At 37.1% G+C, this 23,320-nt stretch carries 23 protein-coding genes and 1 pseudogene; 8 read left to right on the forward strand and 16 right to left on the reverse strand.

Annotation, left to right across the window (positions count from 1 at the left end):
• Window positions 1-16 precede the first annotated feature (16 nt).
• The 6 genes and pseudogenes from IGL13_RS09020 to IGL13_RS09045 form a co-directional block, all read left to right on the forward strand.
• Window positions 17-265, forward strand: coding sequence for a PqqD family protein (locus IGL13_RS09020; RefSeq protein WP_002362859.1), 249 nt, complete (start codon window positions 17-19; stop codon window positions 263-265).
• Window positions 265-2,556: a lasso peptide biosynthesis B2 protein gene (locus tag IGL13_RS09025; protein WP_002407163.1), complete on the forward strand. Its 2,292-nt coding sequence runs from the start codon at window positions 265-267 to the stop codon at window positions 2,554-2,556. The genes IGL13_RS09020 and IGL13_RS09025 overlap by 1 nt, the downstream gene beginning before the upstream one ends.
• A 51-nt stretch (window positions 2,557-2,607) precedes the next feature.
• Entirely contained in the window at window positions 2,608-3,315 is a 708-nt protein-coding gene (locus IGL13_RS09030; protein WP_002378542.1) for an ABC transporter ATP-binding protein, read from the forward strand.
• Between the two features lie 2 nt (window positions 3,316-3,317).
• On the forward strand, window positions 3,318-4,103 hold the full coding sequence (locus IGL13_RS09035; RefSeq protein ID WP_002362855.1) for an ABC transporter permease: 786 nt from the start codon (window positions 3,318-3,320) through the stop codon (window positions 4,101-4,103).
• Complete coding sequence (locus tag IGL13_RS09040) at window positions 4,103-4,831, forward strand: ABC transporter permease (protein ID WP_002401908.1); 729 nt, start codon at window positions 4,103-4,105, stop codon at window positions 4,829-4,831. Before IGL13_RS09035 ends, IGL13_RS09040 begins: the two co-directional genes overlap by 1 nt.
• An 827-nt stretch (window positions 4,832-5,658) precedes the next feature.
• Window positions 5,659-5,796: pseudogene (locus IGL13_RS09045) on the forward strand (site-specific integrase); the annotation flags it as partial.
• A gap of 85 nt (window positions 5,797-5,881) precedes the next feature.
• Here the strand turns inward: IGL13_RS09045 and sufB are convergent.
• From sufB to IGL13_RS09100, 11 genes are all read right to left on the reverse strand, one after another.
• Window positions 5,882-7,276, reverse strand: a complete 1,395-nt coding sequence (sufB, locus tag IGL13_RS09050; protein WP_194180186.1) for a Fe-S cluster assembly protein SufB — start codon at window positions 7,274-7,276, stop codon at window positions 5,882-5,884.
• 18 nt (window positions 7,277-7,294) lie between these two features.
• Complete coding sequence (sufU, locus tag IGL13_RS09055; RefSeq protein ID WP_002356768.1) at window positions 7,295-7,762, reverse strand: Fe-S cluster assembly sulfur transfer protein SufU; 468 nt, start codon at window positions 7,760-7,762, stop codon at window positions 7,295-7,297.
• Window positions 7,749-8,984: a cysteine desulfurase gene (locus tag IGL13_RS09060; RefSeq protein WP_002378543.1), complete on the reverse strand. Its 1,236-nt coding sequence runs from the start codon at window positions 8,982-8,984 to the stop codon at window positions 7,749-7,751. Before IGL13_RS09060 ends, sufU begins: the two co-directional genes overlap by 14 nt.
• Window positions 8,981-10,267, reverse strand: coding sequence for a Fe-S cluster assembly protein SufD (sufD, locus tag IGL13_RS09065; protein ID WP_002368983.1), 1,287 nt, complete (start codon window positions 10,265-10,267; stop codon window positions 8,981-8,983). Before sufD ends, IGL13_RS09060 begins: the two co-directional genes overlap by 4 nt.
• A 14-nt stretch (window positions 10,268-10,281) precedes the next feature.
• Window positions 10,282-11,052: a Fe-S cluster assembly ATPase SufC gene (sufC, locus tag IGL13_RS09070; protein ID WP_002356763.1), complete on the reverse strand. Its 771-nt coding sequence runs from the start codon at window positions 11,050-11,052 to the stop codon at window positions 10,282-10,284.
• Window positions 11,053-11,421: 369 nt separating this feature from the next.
• Window positions 11,422-11,979 carry a ribosome recycling factor gene (gene frr, locus IGL13_RS09075; RefSeq protein ID WP_002356762.1) on the reverse strand — a complete coding sequence of 186 codons (558 nt, stop codon included), beginning with the start codon at window positions 11,977-11,979 and terminating at the stop codon, window positions 11,422-11,424.
• A 3-nt stretch (window positions 11,980-11,982) separates the two neighbouring features.
• Window positions 11,983-12,705, reverse strand: coding sequence for a UMP kinase (pyrH, locus tag IGL13_RS09080; protein ID WP_002356761.1), 723 nt, complete (start codon window positions 12,703-12,705; stop codon window positions 11,983-11,985).
• A gap of 260 nt (window positions 12,706-12,965) precedes the next feature.
• Window positions 12,966-13,847 carry a translation elongation factor Ts gene (tsf, locus tag IGL13_RS09085; protein WP_002356760.1) on the reverse strand — a complete coding sequence of 294 codons (882 nt, stop codon included), beginning with the start codon at window positions 13,845-13,847 and terminating at the stop codon, window positions 12,966-12,968.
• Window positions 13,848-13,952: 105 nt separating this feature from the next.
• On the reverse strand, window positions 13,953-14,738 hold the full coding sequence (gene rpsB, locus IGL13_RS09090; protein WP_002356759.1) for a 30S ribosomal protein S2: 786 nt from the start codon (window positions 14,736-14,738) through the stop codon (window positions 13,953-13,955).
• 183 nt (window positions 14,739-14,921) lie between these two features.
• A complete protein-coding gene (locus IGL13_RS09095; RefSeq protein WP_002378544.1) occupies window positions 14,922-15,359 on the reverse strand; it encodes a GNAT family N-acetyltransferase in 438 nt (145 codons plus the stop codon).
• Window positions 15,360-15,378: 19 nt separating this feature from the next.
• Complete coding sequence (locus tag IGL13_RS09100) at window positions 15,379-16,155, reverse strand: TrmH family RNA methyltransferase (RefSeq protein WP_002367051.1); 777 nt, start codon at window positions 16,153-16,155, stop codon at window positions 15,379-15,381.
• 106 nt (window positions 16,156-16,261) lie between these two features.
• Here IGL13_RS09100 and IGL13_RS09105 point away from each other — a divergent pair, with 106 nt between their 5' ends.
• The gene (locus IGL13_RS09105) at window positions 16,262-16,537 is read left to right on the forward strand and encodes an acylphosphatase (RefSeq protein WP_002356756.1); all 276 of its coding nucleotides are present in this window, start codon (window positions 16,262-16,264) and stop codon (window positions 16,535-16,537) included.
• A 166-nt stretch (window positions 16,538-16,703) separates the two neighbouring features.
• Window positions 16,704-17,636, forward strand: coding sequence for a membrane protein insertase YidC (yidC, locus tag IGL13_RS09110; protein ID WP_002356755.1), 933 nt, complete (start codon window positions 16,704-16,706; stop codon window positions 17,634-17,636).
• 33 nt (window positions 17,637-17,669) lie between these two features.
• Here the strand turns inward: yidC and IGL13_RS09115 are convergent, their stop codons facing one another.
• The 5 genes from IGL13_RS09115 to era form a co-directional block, all read right to left on the reverse strand.
• Window positions 17,670-17,861, reverse strand: coding sequence for a DNA-directed RNA polymerase subunit alpha C-terminal domain-containing protein (locus tag IGL13_RS09115; RefSeq protein ID WP_002356753.1), 192 nt, complete (start codon window positions 17,859-17,861; stop codon window positions 17,670-17,672).
• Between the two features lie 39 nt (window positions 17,862-17,900).
• A complete protein-coding gene (gene glyS, locus IGL13_RS09120) occupies window positions 17,901-19,985 on the reverse strand; it encodes a glycine--tRNA ligase subunit beta (protein ID WP_002359749.1) in 2,085 nt (694 codons plus the stop codon).
• A gap of 1 nt (window position 19,986) precedes the next feature.
• Window positions 19,987-20,895, reverse strand: a complete 909-nt coding sequence (gene glyQ, locus IGL13_RS09125) for a glycine--tRNA ligase subunit alpha (RefSeq protein ID WP_002379669.1) — start codon at window positions 20,893-20,895, stop codon at window positions 19,987-19,989.
• A 640-nt stretch (window positions 20,896-21,535) separates the two neighbouring features.
• Window positions 21,536-22,330 (reverse strand): DNA repair protein RecO, encoded by a 795-nt coding sequence (gene recO / locus IGL13_RS09130; RefSeq protein ID WP_002374343.1) that lies wholly within the window; start codon window positions 22,328-22,330, stop codon window positions 21,536-21,538.
• An 82-nt stretch (window positions 22,331-22,412) separates the two neighbouring features.
• Entirely contained in the window at window positions 22,413-23,315 is a 903-nt protein-coding gene (gene era, locus IGL13_RS09135) for a GTPase Era (protein ID WP_002359745.1), read from the reverse strand.
• Window positions 23,316-23,320 lie beyond the last annotated feature (5 nt).

Raw genomic sequence — 23,320 nt, forward strand, 5'->3', positions numbered from 1 at the left:
AGGAGGAGTAATATTAATGAGAAAAGTAAAAAGAGAGTTGAAAATTATTAGCCAAGATGATGGTGCAATTGTTTTGGATAAAAGTAGAGGAATTTATTTCCAAGTAAATGCTTCTGGAGTTTCTATGTTAGAAGGTTTGAGTAAAGGATTGACGATAGAAGAGTTAGCACTACAATTGGAAACTTCATTTTCTCTAGATAAAGCTCAAGCGGAAACAGATGTTGCCGAGTTTATGGCTCTTTTGAAGGAGATGAAACTTGCATAATGAATATCCAACTTTTTCCAGAACAAATAGATCCGGTATCTTTTAGTGCAAGATTTCTGGCTCGTTTGAGTTTAATACTATCTGCACCGCTTAATTGGATGTCCCCTGGGAGAATTGAAAAAATATTGGTGAAGCTAATAAAAAACAATCCTCCCGCATCAGAAAAACAGGTAAAAATTGCGCGAAACGCAGTGTGTATCGTAAGTAGTAGATGTAGAAGTCAAGAAGGATGCCTTAGACGATCGCTTGCTGTTGTAATAGTACTATGGCTACAACGTAAATCAGTAAGTTGGTGTACTGGGTATGCACAAGAGCCATTTAGAGCACATGCATGGATAGAATTGAATGAATGCCCTATTGGAGAACCCGTAGAAGTTCAAATATATTCTAAAGCAATATGTGTTCCACACCGTTCAAATGATATTCTCAGAAAGGAATCGTATTTGAAAAAAATAAAACAAGAAAATATAGAACGTAAAAAGAAGGAGTCCGAAATTGTTAATCCTGAAGACCATACGCCCTCAGTAAATATTAGATCCCTGTTTGCATTAGCAAAAGGGCATAATTGGGAATTCATTTGCGTTGGAATATTAGGATTAATCAGTGCAGCTTTAACCCTCGCTCAACCTAACCTTGTTGCTAATTTAATTGATCAATCAAATACAGGAATTAAGATTAATTCAAGTTTAGGAATTCTCATTGTAGTATTGATACTATCTACGATTTTAACGGCTGTTCAATATTATCTGCTACAAATAATTGGTGAAGGGGTCGTTTTTAAAGCGCGAAAAAGTTTAATTAGTCATTTATTAAGATTGCCAATCCACGAGTACGATACAAGAAGTGTAGGTGATTTACTAAGCAGGGTTAGTGGTGACTCTTCTAAATTGAGAATGGCTTTAATACAAGTGAGTATTGCGCTCAGTAGTGGTTTTTTAGTTGTTGTTGGGGCAGCTATCGGGATGATTTTGAGAGATTCCTTGCTATTTTTTATGGCTCTTTCAACAGTTTGTGTATCTTTTATTGGAACCATCATTATGAGTAAAGCTATACAAAAGGCTAGTTTTTCTGCACAAAAAGAGTTGGGAAAATTGAGTGGAGATATCGAACGTGATTTACATGCTATCAGAACAATTCGTGCAACAAACGCAACAGACAAGGAGGAAGAAAAATCTAAATTGCAAGCAGAACGATTGCGTAATATTGGAATAAGATTAGCTAAAATACAAGCATTCATGACTCCTATTTCTAATATGACTCTGCAACTATCTGGTCTAATTGTACTGGGAATAGGTGGATACCGTGTGTCTATTGGTTTAATGTCTGTTGCTGACTTAATTGCATTCGCTTTGCTACTCTATACAATGATTGGTCCGATAGGACAAGTTTTCAATGCCTTCGGGGGCGTTGGCGAATCACTCGGTGCTTTTGCTAGAATTCGCGAATTATTAGAACTTGCATTAGAAAGTGACTATGATGTCACTCCCGCTATTCCCCCCAGTTCAAATTTAATAACTGAGGAAACTGCAGTCTATTTTGAAAAAATCAGCTTTGGATATAATAAAATGAAATTTGGTTCTGATCCTAAGGAAAAAGAAGATAGCATGATTCTCAAAGAAGTAACGTTACGTGCAGAAAAGGGAAAAAGAACTGCAATTGTAGGTCCCTCAGGCGCAGGAAAAAGCACATTGCTTCAATTAATTGAAAGATTTTATGATCCTGACAGTGGCAAGATATTCGTTCAAGGAAAGGATTATAGGCATTATAGCAGAGAGGAGCTTCGGAACTTCATCACTTATGTTGAACAAGACGCTCCTGTTATATCTGGGACACTACGCGACAACCTACTTTTAGGAAATTCTAAAATATCTGATTCAAACTGCATCGAAGTATTGGAAGAAGTCAATCTTCATCATTTATTAGATAGAAATTCTAAAGGACTTGATATGCAGGTTGGAGAATCTGGTGCAAACCTCTCTGGTGGAGAAAGACAACGTTTGGCTATGGCACGCTCTCTTTTATCATCTGCAGAAATTGTGTTACTTGACGAATTAACCTCTAACTTGGACAGCTTAAATGAATTAGGAATGAAAAAGGCAGTGGATAAATTAAAAGGGAAAAAAACAGTTATCGTTGTAGCACATCGTCTATCCACAGTAATTGATTCTGATATCATTTATGTCCTTGAACATGGTAGAGTTGTCGGTTCAGGAAATCATAATGAGCTAATTGATACAGTTCCACTTTATCGAGAATTAGCGAAAGAACAATTTGTGGATAGAGAACTGTAAATTTTTAATTTAAGAACAAATTAAATAAAAAAATTTAAAGGAGCCATACTATTGAAAAATATTGTCCTTTCAAATATATGTAAACAACATAAAAAGAAAAATATACTAGAAAATATAACTTTTAAGGCTAAAGAAGGACGCATAACAGCTTTTCTTGGACCTAACGGAGCTGGAAAGAGCTCTACACTTAGAATACTTCTCGGTTTAGACCTGCCTTTATCAGGAACAGCCACTTTCGGTAAAAAAAAGTATAGTAATTTCATCTTTCCATTACAAATTGTCGGATCGGCATTTGATGGGATTGGCGGAACTCCATCAAGAAAAGTTAAAACACATCTGAAAATCATTGCAAAAAGTAACAACATCCCGAATAAACGTATTTCAGAAGTCTTAGATCTTGTCGACCTATCAAATAAAAGTCATGCACAACTTGGAACCTTATCTTTAGGTGAAGGGCAAAGATTAGGTATTGCTATTGCTCTGCTAGGAGATCCCCAATATCTGGTTCTTGATGAACCAACAAATGGTTTAGATCCCATGGGAATAAAATGGTTTAGAAATTTTATTCGTAGACAAGCTGATCAAGGAAAAACAGTATTACTCTCCTCACACTACCTTTCTGAAATCGAAGCTATTGCGGATGACGTTGTTATCATTAACAAAGGTCAGATTGTTGTTACTGGTGAACTTCATGAAGTGATGCAAAATATTGAAACATTAGAAGATGTATTCTTTCTACTTACTGAGGGAGGAAATTAATCATGAGTTTTGTTAAAGTAACTTATTCCGAATTTTCTAAACTGATAAATAGTCGTGGATGGTGGATAGTTTTTGGATTAGTAATCGTGCTTCAACCCTTACTTGGATTATTAGAAGCGGATCAATTACTTTCCATAGGATTAGATGCAACTCCTGCAACACATCCAGATTTATTAGAAGCTATGCCTCCATTAGATTATTTTGGTTTTGATGCCGCTCTATTTGGAGTACTTCCAATTGTAATATGGGGCGGAATTAGCGGAGCTAATGAATATAAAAATCATAATTTACGTACAACCATGTTATATAGTAATAAGCGTAAAGAACTTTTTAATGCCAAACTACTAACTATTTTGATTTCTACTATATCAATTTCATTCATTTCAATATTTATTACCGTTGCGATTACACATGTTAGATTAGGTAGTTTAGGATTGAATCCATTCATTTTAAGTCAAACTACTTGGAAGTTTATTGGCTACACTACATTAAATTGGATATTATTAACGGTTTTATCCTTTTTGATTGGCTTACTTTTTAGAAATATGATTGTTCCGTTGATATTTCTAGTTCCTCAAATCTATAATCTTGGAAGTTATCTAGCAGAGAAATGGCCCTGGGGGGAATATCTACCCGTAGCAGCAGGAAATTTTATTGTTGCTACTCCGGTTAAATCTTATCCTCATGATCCAGCAAAAGGTACATTGATACTTCTTCTATGGATATTTTTTTCTATGTTAATAGCATTCTATTCGTTTACTCGTAGCGACGTGGGAGGAAAATATTGATGGTTAAAAATATTCTTCAAAGTGAAATAATCAAATTTTTCTCTTATAATTGGTGCTTATTCGGCACAGTCGGAACCATTTTAGTAGCTCCTGTAATATTATTTTTTTCTGGAATTGGAAATGATCAACCTTTGGTAACCAATGAGATATTATCCATGAGTATACGTAATTTTTTTTTGAGTCAAGCGGGACTTGTTATAATAGCTGCTAGTTTCTTCGGTCAAGAATATTCAAATTCATATTTACGTACAACTTTACTAACGATACCTGCTCGAATAAAACTCATTACTACTAAACTATTTCTTCTAACAGTTATCGTATGGATTATTGGTTTATTCTCCAGTTTAATTTGCTTAGGAATTGGTATTATCCAATTTAACGGCTCTTTTACTCTCTCTTTAATTCTTGAATTTTTGATTAAAGTGATTATTGCAATGTTAAGTTGGACGCAAATAACTTGGATTACAGTCTTTTTGACCATCATTACCAAATCACATATTTTACCAATTGCAATAATGTTCTCTCTTATTCTTGGATTAAGTCAAATGTTATTCGCAATGACTGCATTTGCAAAATACTTACCCGATTTAGCAACCATGAATCTTTTTTTTTCAACCCATACAACTACTTTATTAAATGGTTCTCAGGGTTTATTAGTTCAAAGTATCTGGTCCTTATTTCTTAGTCTAATTTCATTTGGATTGATTCAATATCGTGATGTTCGATGACTACCTCTTCACTTTCCTTAAATACTACTATATAGAAACTATCAAAAATCAATTGATAGTTTTTTGTTGTTATTGAATGGCTTTAAAACCTCTTATTAATAAAGAAGTGATTATTTTGAATTTATTAGAAGAAAAAAACGCTTATGAAACTTATAGTTGAATTAATCTATGAGAGAAAAGCAATTACCAGTCTTTGTGAGACAATCGAAAAACGATTAAACCAAATAGAAAAAATTGATTACGCAAAATTTAATGATCAAAAAATAAAGACTACTTCTATTCTCACGACATTATTTCTAAAAATATCTGCTACATTTTTAAAACTTCTGGCATACCGATGAATGCTTCACAAATTTATTCTGTAATCACAAAAAAATCTACATTTCAATTTAGGTTATAACAATCTAGTAAATAATATTTTACCAAAAATGCCAGACGATAATAGCTTACCTGTTAAAAAAGTTCATAAAAGTTTTTGGCAGTATAGACATCAGGAAAAGTCACATAGATATAGGAGGTAGTTTACATGGACAATACTCCAAGCGATAACAAACTAAAAAAATACATTCATATAGGTGTACTACACTATCATGCAAACAACTATTATAAAAAAAGAGGAACTACTCCACTAGACTACTCTTTACCTATTTTCACGATATCACGCTCGATTCTTCTTACACATATAACTATTTTAATATTATCAATATGTCATCACTTGACTTGAAAAACTTTGAAACTTATTTTGAAGATGAATTGCTTATATAAGCAATCAAACAACTTAATATTAAAGAAAAGAGATTTCTACTAGAAAAATATGTTGTAAAAAAGAAGATATTATGTACCGTGTCGGCCATAAAGATTCAAAGATGACTCGACAAGTATATAACTACTTCTACCCCGAACGTAAGGAGCGTAGCGCTGACCAATTCGCTCAGTTTATTGAAAAGGAAAAATATCTTTTCTAAAAGAAATTGTAGTTAGTTTGCTTTTTTGAAAAAAAGAAGCACCAGAAACATTGATAAATCAACATTTCTAGCGCTAAAAAAGGTTTTACCCTACACTGCCTTCCATCTCATAACTAATCAACCGATTCAACTCAACCGCATATTCCATCGGTAATTCTTTCGTAAATGGTTCAACAAAGCCCATAACAATCATTTCTGTGGCTTCGGCTTCAGATAAGCCGCGACTCATTAAATAATATAATTGTTCTTCAGAAATTTTTGAAACTTTGGCTTCGTGTTCTAAGGACACTTGGCTGTTATGGATTTCGTTAAACGGAATCGTATCTGATTTTGATTTTTCGTCCATGATAATCGTATCGCATTCGATGTGGGAAATCGATCCTGTGCTGTCTTTGCCAAAAGTAACTTGGCCACGGTAGTTAACTTCGCCGCCGTCTTTAGCAATTGATTTTGAAACAATTGAGCTAGAGGTATTCGGCGCATTGTGAATCATTTTGGCCCCAGTATCTTGGATTTGGTTAGCGCCAGCAAAGGCAATCGATAACATCGTGCCACGGGCACCTTTGCCATCTAAGTAAACGCTTGGGTATTTCATGGTTGTTTTAGCTCCTAGGTTCCCATCAATCCATTCGACAGTGGCACCTTCGTAAGCTTTAGCACGTTTGGTTACTAAGTTGTAGACGTTATCTGACCAGTTTTGAATAGTGGTATAACGACAATAGGCATCTTTTCTAGTGAAAATTTCTACGATGGCCGCATGCAAGCTGTTACTTGAATACGTGGGTGCCGTACAGCCTTCAACATAGTGAACGCTGGCCCCTTCATCGACAATAATCAAGGTCCGTTCAAATTGTCCGGTATTTTCAGCGTTGATTCGGAAATATGTTTGTAATGGTACATCAACTCGAACGCCTTTTGGTACATAAATAAAGGTTCCACCTGACCAAACAGCTGAGTTTAAAGCGGCCAGTTTATTATCTGTTGGCGGCACAAGTTTTGAAAAATACTCTTTGAATAGGTCAGGATATTCTTTTAAAGCAGAGTCAGTATCTGTAAAAATGATGCCTAATTTTTCAAATTCTTCTTTCATGTTGTGGTAAACAACTTCTGATTCATATTGAGCAGAAGCCCCAGCTAGATAAGCACGCTCAGCTTCGGGAATCCCAATTTTTTCAAAGGTTTCTTTGATTTTATCAGGTACATCATCCCAATCGCGTGCGGGTTTGTCACTCGGTTTTTGGTAATATTTAATTTTACTAAAGTCAATATCTGACAGGTCTGGACCCCATTCTTGCATGGGCATTTTATTGAATTGTTCTAACGATTTTAAACGGAAGTCAAGCATCCATTCTGGTTCGCCTTTCACGCGAGAAATTTCGCGAACGACGTCTTCTGTTAGGCCGTCTCCGGTACTAAAGACTGGTTCCACATCGTCGTGAAAGCCAAATTTATATTCTTCTAATTCAGGTACTGTACTCAATTCGTCGTCACCCTTTCTTTATTTTTCACAATGTAAATGACCGGCTTCGCCTTGGCCGTTATTAGCAACAGCCTGCTCTAAGGCTTTCCAAGCCAGGGTTGCACATTTAATCCGAGCTGGAAATTTAGCTACGCCGCTTAACATTGCTGCATCGCCTAATTTTTCATCTTCGGCCACTTCATTTCCTTGAACAAGTTGAGAGAAATCCTCTGCTAAGGCCGTTGCTTCGGCGATTGTTTTTCCTAAGACCGCATCAGTCATCATACTAGCACTTGCGGTACTGATGGAACAGCCACTTCCTTGAAAGGCGATATCTTTAATCACACCGTCTTCAATGGCCACATCCAGTTCAATCACATCTCCACAAGTAGGATTATTCAGTTCAATTGTTTGGCTAGACGCATCTAGCGTTCCGTGGTGATGTGGGTGGCTAGAATGGTCCAAAATGACTTGGCGATATAAGTTATCTAATTTAGAAAGTGCCATGCTGGAAAAACTCCTTTGTCGCTTTAATCGCTTCAACTAAGCGATCTGCGTCTTCTTTGGTATTGTATAAATAAAAACTTGCCCGTGCGGTTGCTGGCACGCTCAAATAGTTTAATAACGGTTGCGCGCAATGGTGACCCGCTCTGACAGCGACCCCTTCCATATCTAACGCCGTAGCCACATCATGTGGATGTAAACCTTCAATATTAAAAGCAATCACACCTGTGTGGTCTTTTGGATTCTGTGGACCATAAATCGTCAAGCCCTCGATAGCTTGCAACTTCGGCAAAACATAGTGAACAAGGGCTGCTTCATGTTGATGAATGGCCTCTAAACCAATTTCAGTTAAATAATCAATGGCGGCACCTAAGGCAATTGCCCCAGCAATATTAGGTGTGCCAGCTTCAAATTTCCAAGGAAGCTCTTTCCAAGTACTTTCTTGAAGATGAACAAAGTCAATCATTTCGCCACCAAATTCCACAGGTTCCATTTGTTCCAATAAATGACGTTTGCCATAAAGGACACCAATTCCAGTTGGTCCACACATTTTGTGACCACTAAATGCATAAAAATCAGCATCGATGGCTTGAACGTCCACAGGCATATGAGGAACTGCTTGCGCGCCGTCTACCACCATCACAGCGCCATTTTGATGAGCTAATTGTGTTAATTCTTCGATTGGATTAATGCCCCCTAACACATTTGAAACATGAGCAATCGAAACAATTTTCGTTTTTTCTGTAATTTGTTGACGTGCACTTGCCATGTCTAAAAAGCCGTCTTCAGTGACGTCTATATACTTCAAAATAGCCCCTGTACGTTGAGCTAATTGTTGCCAGGGAATAATGTTTGAATGATGTTCCATGTAAGATATGACGATTTCATCCCCGGCTGTAACTGCCAAGTCACCATAACTTTTGGCAATCCAATTCAAACTGGTTGTTGTTCCTCGTGTAAATAAAACTTCCGCTGTTTCTTTGGCATGGATAAATTGGCGAACCTTTTCGCGGGAGGCTTCATAGTCCTTCGTTGCTCGTTCGGCTAACGTGTGCACCCCACGATGAACATTGGCATTATCGGTTTCATAATAATGTCGTAAAACATCTAACACTGCCGTTGGTTTTTGGGTTGTCGCAGCATTGTCTAAATAAACTAGCGGTTCATCATTAACTTCTTGAAATAAAATAGGAAACGATTGACGAATGGTTGCTGCATCCATCATGCGTTTAACTTCCCTTCAATTACTTCTACAAATTCATTTTGTACTTCTTTAACTGGAATTGCTGTAATGACAGAACCTAGGAAGCCACGAATCACCAAACGTTCCGCTTCTTCTTTACGCAAGCCGCGGCTCATTAAATAATACATTTCTTCTGGATCTACTCGACCAACGCTGGCTGCGTGTCCGGCAGTCACTTCATTTTCATCAATTAAAAGAATTGGATTGGCATCACCACGAGCTTTATCAGACAGCATCAAAACACGACTTTCTTGCTGTGCGTCGGCTCCTTTTGCGCCTTTTAAAATGTGGCCAATTCCGTTAAACGTTAAAGTACCACGTTCACGAATAACTCCATGTTGTAAAATATGACCAATCGAATGTGGCGCTTTGTTTGTCACTCGTGTGTCGATGCCTTGTGTTTGTTTACCTGCACTAATTGCAACGACTTTAACTTCTGAATGAGCGCCTTCGCCAACTAAATCAGAATCAAAATCAGCAACAACATCGCCATCATTCATGACGCCTAGAGCCCAATCAACAGAAGCATCCCGCATAATATAGCCACGACGATTCATATAAGTCGTTACAGTTTGCCCTAATTGATCCACAGCTGAGTATTTAACTTTTGCGCCATCTTTCGCAATCACTTCCACAACGATATTTCCAGAAGCTTTCTCTGCATGATGACCAGTGGATTGAAAACGTTCTAAATAACTGAATTCACTATGATTATCTGCAACGATTAAAACATGTTTAAAGAAAGGTTGGTTGCTATCTGAATCCTGAATAAACAAAGATTCAATGGGCTCTTCAATCACTACGTTTTTAGGAACGTATAAGAAAACGCCACTATTCATGAAAGCTGCATGAGCTGCTGTCAGCTTATCTTCTTCTGGTAATACGGCTTTAGTCATATAGTATTCTTTAACTAATTCTGGGTGCTCTTGTAAAGCAGTAAAAATGTCTGTAAAAATTACCCCTTGTTCCGCTAATGAGGCTGGCAATTGCTCAAAAGCATGAAAAGATCCTTGTTGAACAATTAAAGGATTGTCTTTCATTTGATCAAAACTTGCGACATTTCCTTCAGAAGGCACATAACTTTCCATGTGAACATTTAATAAAGGCCAACGATGAAATTTCACACGATCAATATGTGGTAACTCACTTTCGTCAGCGTTTTTTAAAGCCGTTGTTCGCAATTCAGTCATCCAAGCTGGTTCTTCATGTTCTAGTGAAAAAGCGGTGACTTCGTCAAGATAATCCATTAGATTTACTTTTTTCATTTATCTTGTCCTCCTTACGCTTCTTCTTTGTAATCAATACCTAATTCTTGGCTGATACCAGCATAGCCTTCTGTTTCTAAACGTTTTGCCAAATCAGCCCCACCGGTTTTCACAACGCGGCCTTCCATCATGATATGAACAACATCTGGCGTGATATAGTTCAATAAGCGTTGATAATGGGTAATAATTAACGCACCAAAGTTCTCGCCGCGCATTTCATTAACCCCTTTAGAAACTACTTTTAACGCATCGATATCTAAGCCTGAATCAATTTCATCTAAAATGGCAAACGTTGGCTCTAACATCAATAATTGTAAAATTTCATTTCGTTTTTTCTCGCCGCCAGAAAAACCTTCGTTTAAGTAACGCTCAGCCATTTCTTCAGGCATATTTAATAATTCCATTTTGCTATCTAATTTTTTTAAGAACTGCATGACTGACATTTTGTTGTCTTCGTCACGTTTTGCATTGATTGCTGCACGCATGAATTCAGCGTTGGTAATCCCTGGAATTTCACTTGGGTATTGCATTGCTAAGAATAAGCCTAAGCGAGCGCGTTCGTCTACTTCTAAATCTAAAACGTTGACGCCGTCAAACAGAATTTCTCCTTCTGTGACTTCGTAGTTAGGATTTCCCATAATTGCTGCTGATAAAGTAGATTTACCAGTTCCATTAGGTCCCATAATTGCATGGATTTCTCCAGTATTAATTGTTAAATCGACTCCTTTTAGAATCTTTTTATCTTCAATTGATACGTGTAAATTTTTGATTTCTAACACAGACATGTACAATTCCCTCCAACTTGTTTTAATCGTTTTTCCGTTCTCACTCATTTTAGCCTAATTGAGAATGAATCGCAAATTACAATTGCTAAAAATAACAACTCTTATCATCAAATTTTAGGATTCAATTTGTGAAGGAAAATTTTAAAAGGCTGATATTTCAAAGTTTCTCTATATTTTTAAGTGATCCTCCCTACACAAAGAAAAAAATTCTGGTAGAATAAAAAATTTTATTCAAGAAAGCGTTTTCTTGGATAATTACTTTAGAATGACTTTCGCAAAGAGAGCGTTGAGATACGCCTTCATTATCTATACAAAAAAATCCAGAGCATTTGCTTCTCTGGATTCAATAATTTTTATTAGTGATTGGTTTTATACTTCTAAAAGTTCTTGTTCTTTTTCAGCAGTAATCGCATCGATATTTTTGATGCTATCATCTGTTAATTTTTGAACATCTTTTTCAAATGAACGTAATTCATCTTCAGTGATGTCGCCATTTTTTTGAGCTTTTTTCAACTCATCCATTGCATCACGACGAACGTTACGGACAGCAACTTTTGAGTTTTCCGCTTCTTTTTTCACGTCTTTGGCTAATTCTTTCCGACGTTCTTCCGTTAATTGTGGAATCACTAAACGGATGACATTTCCATCATTGGTTGGGCTAATGCCGATATCACTCATTTGAATAGCTTTTTCAATGTCAGCGATAGAATTTTTGTCAAACGGTGTAATCATTAATACACGTGCTTCTGGGATATTGATACTTGCTAATTGGTTAACTGGTGTTGGTGCACCATAATATTCTACTTGAATACGGTCTAATAGACTTGCGTTCGCACGACCAGCACGAATTTGACCTAATTCACGGCGTAAGCTTTCTTCCGCTTTTGTCATTTTTTCTTTGGCTGTTGCTAAAACTTCTTTAGACATTCTTTATTTCCCCCTTACAGTTGTTCCGATATTTTCACCAAGGATGGCACGACGGATATTTCCTGCTTCATTTAGGTTAAAGACAACTAAAGGAATATCGTTATCCATACTTAATGAGCTTGCTGTTGAATCCATTACTTGCAGCCCTTTAGAAATAACATCTAAATGTGTTAGTTCTTCAAATTTTGTCGCTGTTTCATCCACACGTGGATCTGCAGAATAAACACCATCAACATTGTTCTTCGCCATTAAGATGACGTCCGCATCTACTTCTGCAGCTCGTAACGCAGCCGTTGTATCTGTCGAGAAGTAAGGATTTCCTGTTCCTCCGGCAAAAATAACAACGCGGCCTTTTTCTAAATGACGTTCTGCACGACGACGAATGTATGGTTCTGCAATTTGACGCATTTCAATTGATGTTTGAACACGTGTAGGCACACCAAGATTTTCTAATGTATCTTGCAATGCTAAGGCATTCATCACAGTAGCTAACATGCCCATATAATCTGCTTGTGCACGTTCCATGCCCATTTGAGCACCAATTTGTCCACGCCAGATGTTTCCGCCGCCAACCACGATGGCCATTTCGATACCTAATTCATGGACCTCTTTAATTTCTTGGACGATTTCTTTAATGACTGGTGGTTTAATGCCAAAACCGTCTTCTCCGGCTAGCGCTTCTCCACTTAACTTTAATACGACACGTTGATACTTAGGTTTAACCATCATAATTCCCTCCAAGATTCTCTAAAAATCATTCAATTCCTCATTTAGATGACTTTTCACCAAAATGATTTTTTAGACCAAGCAGTGCGATCCACTAGTTTTGCCTAAAAAAAGGGAGCGCATATCAAAGTTATGCGTTCCCAAATGGCTGAAAGACTGCCTTGAATCAAGCAGTAATCAATTTATGCAGCTTCCTTTGGGGATCGCTGTCTGTTTAGATACTTATGATTCACGGCTTTTCAACCGAGCGTTTGATGCTCTTAGTTTTTCATTTGGCTCATTACTTCATCCGCAAAGTTATCTTCACGTTTTTCGATACCTTCGCCAACTTCAAAACGTACGAATGATTTCACTTCGCCGCCTTTAGAAGCAACAAATTTTTCGACAGTCATATCTGGATCTTTAACAAATGGTTGGTCAACCAAAGCGATTTCTGCTTTGAATTTTTGTAGACGACCAACAACCATTTTTTCAACGATATTTGCTGGTTTACCTTCGTTTAATGCTTGTTCAGTTAACACAGCTTTTTCGTGTTCTAATTCTTCTTGAGGAATTTGAGATTCGTTGACATAGCGAGGGTTGATTGCCGCGATGTGCATAGCAACATCTTTCGCTACTTCTTCGTCAGTTGTGCCATCGATAACTGTTAATACAGCAATACGGCCACCCATGTGTAAGTAAGCGCCAAATGCAGCATTGTCAGCTTTTTCGACAACTTCAAAACGACGGAAGCTGATTTTTTCACCGATAACAGTTGTTGCTTCGATTAAATCAGATTCGATTGTGCCTTTTTCAGTTTTAATAGCCATTGCTTCTTCCATCGTAGCTGGTTTGTTTTCAGCAACTTTAGTCGCAATATCTTTAACTAAATCTTGGAACATTTCGTTTTTAGAAACGAAGTCAGTTTCTGAGTTTACTTCAACGATTGCTGCAACGTTACCTACAGTTGCTACGTTTGCTAAACCTTCAGCCGCAATGCGGTCATTTTTCTTCGCTGCTTTAGCCATACCATTTTCACGTAAAAAGTCTACGGCTTTTTCCATGTCGCCTTCTACTTTTACTAATGCTTTTTTAGCGTCCATCATTCCAACGCCAGTCATATCGCGTAATTCTTTTACCATTTTAGCTGTAACGTCTGCCATTATTTGTGTCCTCCTCGGATATTATCAATTCTTTTTAAAAAAGCTATCTCAAAGGAGAATCAGGCTTTTTGTCGCCTAGCCTTTGAGACAGCTCCGTAATCATTATTATTCAGCTGATTCGTTGTTTCCTTCAACAACATCAACGATTTCTTCGATTGAAGTTGCTTCTGGTGTTTCTTCAACGAATAACTCTTCAGTTGCTTGGTCTTCCCCTTGGTTACCTTCGATGAAAGCGTCAGCCATTTTAGCAGTGATTAATTTCACAGCGCGGATTGCATCATCATTTGAAGGGATTACAACATCGATCTCATCAGGATCACAGTTTGTATCAACCATTGCAACGATTGGAATGTTTAATTTGTGTGCTTCTTGAACAGCAATGCGTTCTTTACGTGGGTCAACGATGTACATTACATCTGGAATTCTTGGCATATCAGCGATACCACCTAAGAATTTTTCTAAACGTTCACGTTCTTTGTTTAAGCCAGCAACTTCTTTCTTAGGTAAAACTTCGAAAGTGCCGTCTTCTTCCATTGCATTGATTTTTTTCAAGCGAGCAATACGTTTTTGGATTGTATCCCAGTTAGTTAACGTACCACCTAACCAACGATGGTTTACATAGTATTGACCAGCGCGGATTGCTTCATCTTTGATTGCTTCTTGTGCTTGTTTTTTAGTTCCTACGAATAAAGCAACGCCGCCTTCTTCTGCAACGTTTTTCATGTAATCGTAAGCTGCATCTACTAATTTCACTGTTTTTTGTAAATCAATGATGTAGATACCGTTTCTTTCTGTGAAGATATATTTCTTCATTTTTGGGTTCCAGCGACGAGTTTGGTGACCAAAGTGTACGCCGGCTTCTAGTAATTGTTTCATAGAAATTACTGCCATGTTGTGTTTCCTCCAGTTTGGTTTTTATTTTCCTCTTCTTTTCGTCAACTCCTTGAAGAACTACCGTAGTAGCACCACTTCGCAGATGGAAAAGAATGTGGATTTCGTGTGTGAAAATCACACCTTTAACAGTATAAGATATTTTCAGAAAAATAGCAAGCCTTAAAACTAGAAATGTCGCTCCTACTGCGCTTGCCAAACAAGATGACATTCTTCGTTTCCTGTTTCATCGATGGTTCGCTTTTGTTGGACAAAGCCTTGTTTTTGATAAAAGGCGTACGCTGCTTGATTTTCCCTGTAAACAGCCAAAGATAAGATGTCCTGTTCTTCTTTTGCTACTTGCAGTAATTTCTGACCGATGCCCTTCCCTTGAAACACTTTTTTTATAAAAATTCCTGCGATATAGTTATCCATTAAGCCTAAAAACCCAATTATCTGACCCTCTTCTTCTGCTAAGATCAGTGTTGCTTTTGGTAACGCAGCGCGGACAAATGCCTTATTTTCTTGCCAATAAGTTGGTGCGACAAATGGATGAGCTTCTAGGTTCGTTTGCAGCCAAATAGTCATAATGGTTTCTAATTCTTTTTCTGTTAACTGGGTTGTCTTTTTGATAGTCAGCATTTTTTGACACTCGTTTCTGTTATTGATTATTTTCAAAATAAAACATTAACACGCCCGCTGCGATAGCGACATTCAATGATTCTGCTTGACCTTTCATTGGAATATAAAGATTTTTCGTGGTTTCTGCTAACAATTCTGGCGAAACCCCGCTACCTTCATTGCCTAAAATCAACGCATAATTTTCCACTGCCTCTTGTTCATAATAAGCAATCGCAGCTTCATTTAGTTCTGTACCGAAAACTGGTAGACCTTGCTTCTTGAATGCCTGAACCACTTCAGTCAACTCTCGTTGAAGAACTGGTAAATGATAGTGGCTTCCCTGCATTGAGCGCAACACTTTTGTATTGTAAATATCTGCTGTGCCTTTACCTAAAATCACGCCTGCTAAACCTGCTGCATCAGCTGTGCGAATCATTGTACCAACATTGCCAGGGTCTTGGATATTATCTAAAAGTAACCAACCACCTTTAAAAGAAAGCGACTGCTCTTGTTGCGTTTCCAAGGTGACAATTGCCAAAATCCCTTGTGAAGTTGGCAGCTCCGACAAACTATTTAAAACCTCATCACTTACAAAAATTAATTTTTCTGTTTCTTGTTCAGCTAACCAAGTTCTCCATTCTTGTTGACCTCTTTGGTTAAACAAAATCCACTGAACATCGGCGTTGGCCTTCACGGCTTCTTCAACTAAATGAAATCCTTCTATTATATATTGGTTCAGTTCTTCTCGGTACTTCTTTTTGTGTAATTTTTTCCATTCTTTTAATTGGTTATTTTTCGTTGATATAATTTCTTTCATAAGTCACCTCGCCTTTGTATTATAGCATGCTTCTAGCTTGCTTGGATACTTGCTAGAACCAAGAAAAATCGCTATCATAAAGAAAAAAGTAAAGGAAGTGTCTCTCATGGAAAAACTAAGAATGAATGTACAAGGACGTGTCCAAGGTGTTGGCTTCCGCTACATGACAAAAATGGTGGCAGATCAATTAGGTGTCACTGGTTCGGTGAAGAACGAAGACGACGGGTCCGTTTCAATCACAGCAATTGCACCTGAAGACATAATGGAAACATTTATCAAAAAAATCAAAGATTCCCCCAGTCCAGCGGGACGTGTAACGTATGTTGATATTCAAGAAGACCCTTTGTTAGAAGAAACGGAACAATTTAAAGTGATTCAATAAACTTACTTTCTAACGATTGATTTCTTTGGGAAGAAGCCTTGAACAGCAAGTAGTTCCTGCTTTTTATTGATTTTTGTAAGAGCTTCTTTTCGATTTTGATTGAAAAAGAGCGCTGTTTCAAGTATAGTTAACCATGTAAAAATTTTTTAGAAAAGGACCGAATTACATGCGTAAATTAAACCGATGGCTTTACGGCTCTGGCTTACTATTTTTAGTAATGTTTTTATCAGGCTGTGTGAAAACAGGAGCAGATGGACAACCAACTGGTGAAGGTTTTGTCTATAACTTCCTTGTTTTACCGATGAGTAATGCAATTACTTATCTTGTCGATAACTTTAATTGGAACTATGGTTGGGCGATTATTTTTATCACCATTATTGTACGGATCATTATTTTACCGTTAGGCTTACATCAATCGAAAAAAAGCTTTATCCAAACGGAAAAAATGCAAGCAATCAAACCCCAAGTGGATGTTGCACAAGCAAAAATGAAACAAGCAAGTACGCGTGAAGAACAAATGGCCGCACAAGCAGAACTACAAAAGATTTATAAAGAAAACAATGTGAGTATGGTTGGCGGAATTGGTTGTTTGCCTTTATTAATTCAAATGCCTATTTTCTCTTCTCTGTTCTTTGCTGCTCGTTATACAAAAGGTATTGCCACGGCAAGCTTCTTAGGAATGAATTTAGGGCAACCAAATATGATTTTAGTGGCATTAGCTGGTTTAGCCTATTTAGCTCAAGGTTATATTTCAATGATTGGTATTCCTGAAGAACAAAAGAAAACAATGAAATCAATGCTGATTGTTTCACCATTAATGATTGTTTTCATGTCCTTTAGCTCACCTGCAGGCGTAGCGCTTTACTGGGTAGTTGGTGGTATTTTCACATGTATTCAATCTGCCATCACAAATATCCTCTTACGTCCAAGAATTAAAAAACAAGTACAAGAAGAATTGAAAAATAACCCACCAAAACAAGTGGTTACTCCTATTAAGGATGTGACACCAAAAGAAACAAACAAAGTAACGCAAAAAACGAACCAACCAAAAGCAAACGGCAATAAAGGTCGTAATGCTGGAAAACAAAAACGTAAATAAAAAAAGGATCGCCTCTAAACGGCGATCCTTTTTTTACTTCAATTCTTTCCCAGTCATCTCTTCAATAGTTCGAATAGACTTTGGACCAAAGCCATGCAACGAAAGTAACGCTTTTCGGCCTCGTGCGTAGAGTTCATCCACACTGTCGATTTTTTCATTCGTTAGCGCACGAACAGCTGGCTTTGATAATTGTGTTAAAATTTGTTCAAACGTTGTTTCTAGCATGCTGTCGGTTCCTCCTTAGCGGTCGAAAAACAGCGCTTTTTATTTTACAATTAATAAATCTAAGCTAGCAATTGATAACGCCATTTTAGCAATTTGCATTAATTGTTTTAATCGGTTTTGTTTGACTTTTTCATCCTCAACCATAACCATCGTTTCATTGAAGTACGCATCAATTAACGGACGTAGATTTACTAGTGCTTCATAGTTTTCTGCAATCGTGCGTGTCGCAAATGCTTCAGATAAATCGTTAACTGCTTGATACAGTTCTTTTTCTGCCTTATTTTCAAACAGACTTGGATCAATCCCTTCTTCAGTATCACCTAAAAGTTCTTGACCTTTTTTCGCTAAATTAATAACACGCGTTAAGGCTTCCATTGATGGTTTAAAATCTTGATCTTCAAAACGGCTTTTTAAAATATTCGCTGAAGCAAATAATTTCGATAAATCGGCTTGCTCAGCAGACACCACTGCATCGATAATGTCATGGCGAACATTTTTCGTCATTAATAATTGACGTAAGCGAGCTTTCACAAATTCAACGACTTCTGCTTGTCCTTCGTTTAGTAAAACGCCATATTTCTCAACATCTTGATTCACTGCTTCATCAACTTCTGTTTGTAATTGAACTAATGGGAAGGTCCAGCCTTTATCTTCAATAATTCGGATAACGCCATAGGTTTGACGACGAAGTGCATAAGGATCGTTAGAACCTGTTGGAATCATACCAACTGAGAAGAATGAAAAGACGCTGTCAAGCTTATCGGCTAAGGCTAAAACAGCCCCGATTGCTGTTTCTGGCAATTCACCTTCACTGGAAGTTGGTAGATAATGTTCTCGAATCGCCGTTGCTACGGCTGGTTTTTCGCCTTGTAATAAGGCATATTTTTCTCCCATAATTCCTTGTAATTCTGGGAATTCACCAACCATATTTGTTACTAAGTCAAATTTATAAATTTCAGAGGCACGTTTTAAATCTTCCAATTCATCCTCAGATAAGCCAACTTTTCGACCAATGATTTGTGCAATTAAAGCAACCCGTTGCATTTTTTCATAAATTGAGCCAATCTTTTCATGGAAAGTCACATTTTTTAGTTTTTCAACACATGCTTCAATCGTTAATTTTTTATCTTCATTGTAAAAGAATTCTGCATCTTCTAAACGAGCAATTAACACTTTTTCATTTCCTTTAATCACGTTTTCAAGGTGAACATTATCCCCATTGCGAACAGCGATAAAATGCGGCATTAATAAGCCTTGGTCGTTACGAACGTCAAAATAACGTTGGTGTTCTTTCATAGAAGTCACTAATACTTCATCTGGAACAGATAAATATTTTTCATCAAAACTACCTACAAATGCAGTTGGATATTCCACTAAATTCGTAACTTCTTCCAATAATTCTTCATCTAAAGCTAACTGCCAATTTTTTTCTGCAGCGAGAGCGTTCGCTTGATCAACAATCATTTGTTTCCGTTCATTCGGTTGAACCACTACAAATTGTTCTTTTAATTTTGCTTCATATTCATTAGCATGTTGGAACGTCACATCGTCTCCCAAGAAACGGTGGCCACGAGAAGTTTGCCCTGTTGTCACGTCTAACACTTTGAAAGGAATTACTTCATCATCAAGTAGTGCCACAATCCAGTGAATTGGACGAATATATTCGAAATCATAGTTTGCCCAGTGCATTGTTACCGGGAAAGTTAGACTTGTAATCACGTCATTTAATTTTGTTAATACCTCTTTGGCACTTTGGCCTTTGGTAAACTTCGTCACATAGACATATTCGACACCATTTAATTCTTTGAAAACAATGTCCTCAGTTGTAACTCCTTGGCCGCGTACAAAACCTTGTGCAGCTTTTGACCAATTTCCTTCAGCATCTAAAGCAATCTTTTTCGCTGGACCCTTTACTTCTTCTTCAACATCTGCTTGTTTTTCAGGAATCGCAGTTACTTTCACGGCTAAGCGACGAGGTGTGGCAAAGGATTGCACTGTTTCATAGTCTAAATGATGTTCATCTAAAAATTTGATTACTTTTTCTTCAAGTTGGATACGGCTTGGTGTGACAACATGTGCGGGCATTTCTTCTAAGCCAATTTCTAATAATAAATCTTTTGCCATGTTATTCTGCCTCCTTGGATACACTTTGATCTTTATTTAATAATGGGAACCCTAATTTTTCACGTTCAGCCACAAAAATTTTCGCTACGGAACGAGCCATATTCCGAATGCGGGCTAAATATCCTGCACGTTCCGTTACAGAGACAGCACCGCGAGCATCTAATAAATTGAATGTATGGCTACATTTTAAAATATAATCATAGGCTGGATGAACTAAACTTTCTTCAATACAGCGTTTAGCTTCTTTTTCAAATTTGTCAAAGTTTTCTAAAAGCATTTCTTGGTTACTAATTTCAAAGGAATATTTTGAATGTTCATATTCAGGTTGCACAAAAATTTCACCATATTTAACGCCTTGTGTCCATTCTAAATCATAGACACTTTCGACTTCTTGGATATATGATGCCAAGCGTTCTAACCCGTAAGTAATTTCAGAAGTGACAGGATGACATTGTAAGCCCCCGACTTGTTGGAAATACGTAAATTGGGTAATTTCCATGCCATCTAACCAAACTTCCCAACCTAAACCAGCACAACCCATTGAGGGATTTTCCCAGTTATCTTCTACAAAACGAATGTCATGTTCTAATGGATCAATTCCTAATAATTTCAAACTTTCTAGATAAAGTTCTTGGATATTTTCAGGAGAAGGCTTCATTACAACTTGGAATTGATGATGTTGGTATAGACGGTTTGGATTTTCACCATAGCGTCCATCAGCTGGACGACGAGAAGGTTCTACGTAGGCAGCATTCCATGGTTCAGGTCCAATGGCACGTAAAAACGTGTAAGGACTCATGGTGCCGGCTCCCTTTTCTGTATCATAGGCTTGCATTAACATACAGCCATTAGATGACCAAAATTTTTGCAAGGTTAAAATCATTTCTTGTACGGTTAACTTGTTTTTCATTGTTTTCCTCCTTGGAATATTTTTTATAGACATAGGGATTGGCTTTACTTCGGGAATGTAAATTTAAAAAGGGCTACAGAAAAACAATTTTGTAGAATGGGATAATTTTTATGCTGTTCATCATCTACTCTGTCGCCTTTGCGCCAATTGAGCTTTTTTGAATAAACGTTACTATTTTTTCTTTTGGTGTTAACTGTTTGCTTTTTTTATTCGGTTACAACGTTCCCTTTGGTCACCTTGTGCTGTTCATCATCTACTCCATGTTTTTGGCTAAGCAGTTTGTTTTAACATAGAGGAGACAACGTTCCCTTTGGTCACCTTGTACTGTTCATCATCTACTCTGTCGCTTTTGCGCCAATCGTAGTGATTCACAGCAAAAAGTCCCTATGCCTATTAATAGACATAGGGACGAATAATTATCGCGGTTCCACCCTACTTCCGATGTGTTCATCGGCAGCTTCGTTTGTCGTACTCCAAAGTGCCTTTCAAAAGTTCCGTGTTTCTGGCTCCCACTCTCCCAGATTCGCTTAACAGAGGGTTCTTTTTACTTCTCTTTTTCTTCGTACGTATTTAACTTCTCTATCATAATACGGTGTCTGAGGGAAGTTGTCAAATTTTTTTTAGAAAAACGTCTGCTTGTTTATGTTTCTTTTTCTTCCTTCTTTCGTGGCGGAATTTTTAACGTATTTTCCCACGTTTTCATTTGATCAATAAATTTTTTACTTTTTAAGTGCAAACCAACATATTCATCGTATAACATATCAATCGTTTCTCGAATACTTTTCTTAGTTTCTTCTTTTACTTGAATGTTTTGGACTTTTTCATAGGAGACTTGCGAAAATAAGCGAATAAAATGAATTGCTCTAGGATCTGCATGGTAGCGCTGTTCATCTAAATGCCAATGTTTTTCACAAAGCACACCGCTATATTTTGAGGAATAATCAAATTTTCCTTGTGTTTCGCCACAAGCCACACAATGATGCCATTCTGGTCGTACACCAAACCGTTCTAACAATTGAATTTCAAAAATATTTGTAATGATTTCCGGATCTTTTTGCTCATTTAAAGCGGATAATGCCATGTGGGTAAATTGAAATAAGTTTGGATCATAGTGCTGATCTTCAATTGCTGCATCGACTAAGTTTAAAATATATGTTCCATATGCGTTAATAAATATGTCTTGTTGAATGTTTCGAAAAGGTTGAACTTCTTTGCTGCTATTGAGAAAAGATAAGCCTTCTTCTCTAAAATTTCCGATGTAGACGGCTTCTGTAAATGGCAGAATCGCTGGCAAAAGAGGATTATTTTTTCGATGCGCGCCTTTCACAAAAAACATCAATTTTCCATAGGATTCTGTAAAAATTTTGACGAGTTTATCCTTCTCTTTAAAATCCTTCGTAAATAAAATAATGCCTTTGGTCTCCCCTAATGCCATTCAATTCACTTCCATTTCTTATGTAAATTAGTGTAGTGTTTGGAAAGTTCGTTTATACACTCGCTTCCCAAACACTACTTTCTTAATATTCTTCTTTGCGATAACCAAAATCTTGTAAATAGATTTTTTTGTCACGCCAGTCTTTTTGGACTTTTACCCACAGCTCCAAATACACTTTGTCATCTAATAAATATTCAATATCTTGACGCGCCTTGGTACCAATTTGTTTCAGCATTTTTCCGCCTTTGCCAATAATGATACCTTTTTGACTGTCCCGTTCCACAATAATGGTTGCTTGGACATGGACTTTATCGTTTTCATCCCGTTTCATTGAGTCCACAACGACAGCGACAGAATGAGGAATCTCATCTCTTGTTAAAAGTAACACTTTTTCACGAATTAATTCGGAAACGATAAAATATTCTGGATGATCCGTAATTTGGTCATCAGGGAAATATTGTGGTCCTTCTGGCATTTGCTCAACGAGAACATCCATCAAATGCTCAAAATTATTTCCTTCAGTGGCAGAAATGGGAATAATTTCTTTAAAGTCCATTTGTTTCGAATAGTCTTCAATGATACTCAATAAATCATCTGGATGGACTTTGTCAATTTTATTAATAATCAAGTAGACTGGACTATTATTATTTTTCAATCGTTCAATAATAAAGTCGTCACCTTTCCCGCGTTTTTGATCAGCACTTACCATAAATAAAGTAGCATCTACTTCACGCATCGCATTATAGGCACTTTCCACCATGAAATCGCCTAAGCGGTGTTTAGGTTTGTGAATCCCTGGAGTATCGATAAAAACAATTTGTGCTTCAGGAATTGTATAAATTCCTTGAATCTTATTACGAGTTGTTTGTGCTTTGTCACTCATAATTGCAATTTTTTGGCCGACAATTCGATTTAACAATGTTGATTTTCCAACATTTGGTCTGCCGACAATGGCTACGAAACCAGATTTATGTTCAGTTGTCATTGTAT

Source organism: Enterococcus sp. DIV1937 (assembly GCF_050535975.1).
GTDB classification, from domain to species: Bacteria; Bacillota; Bacilli; order Lactobacillales; family Enterococcaceae; genus Enterococcus; species Enterococcus faecalis.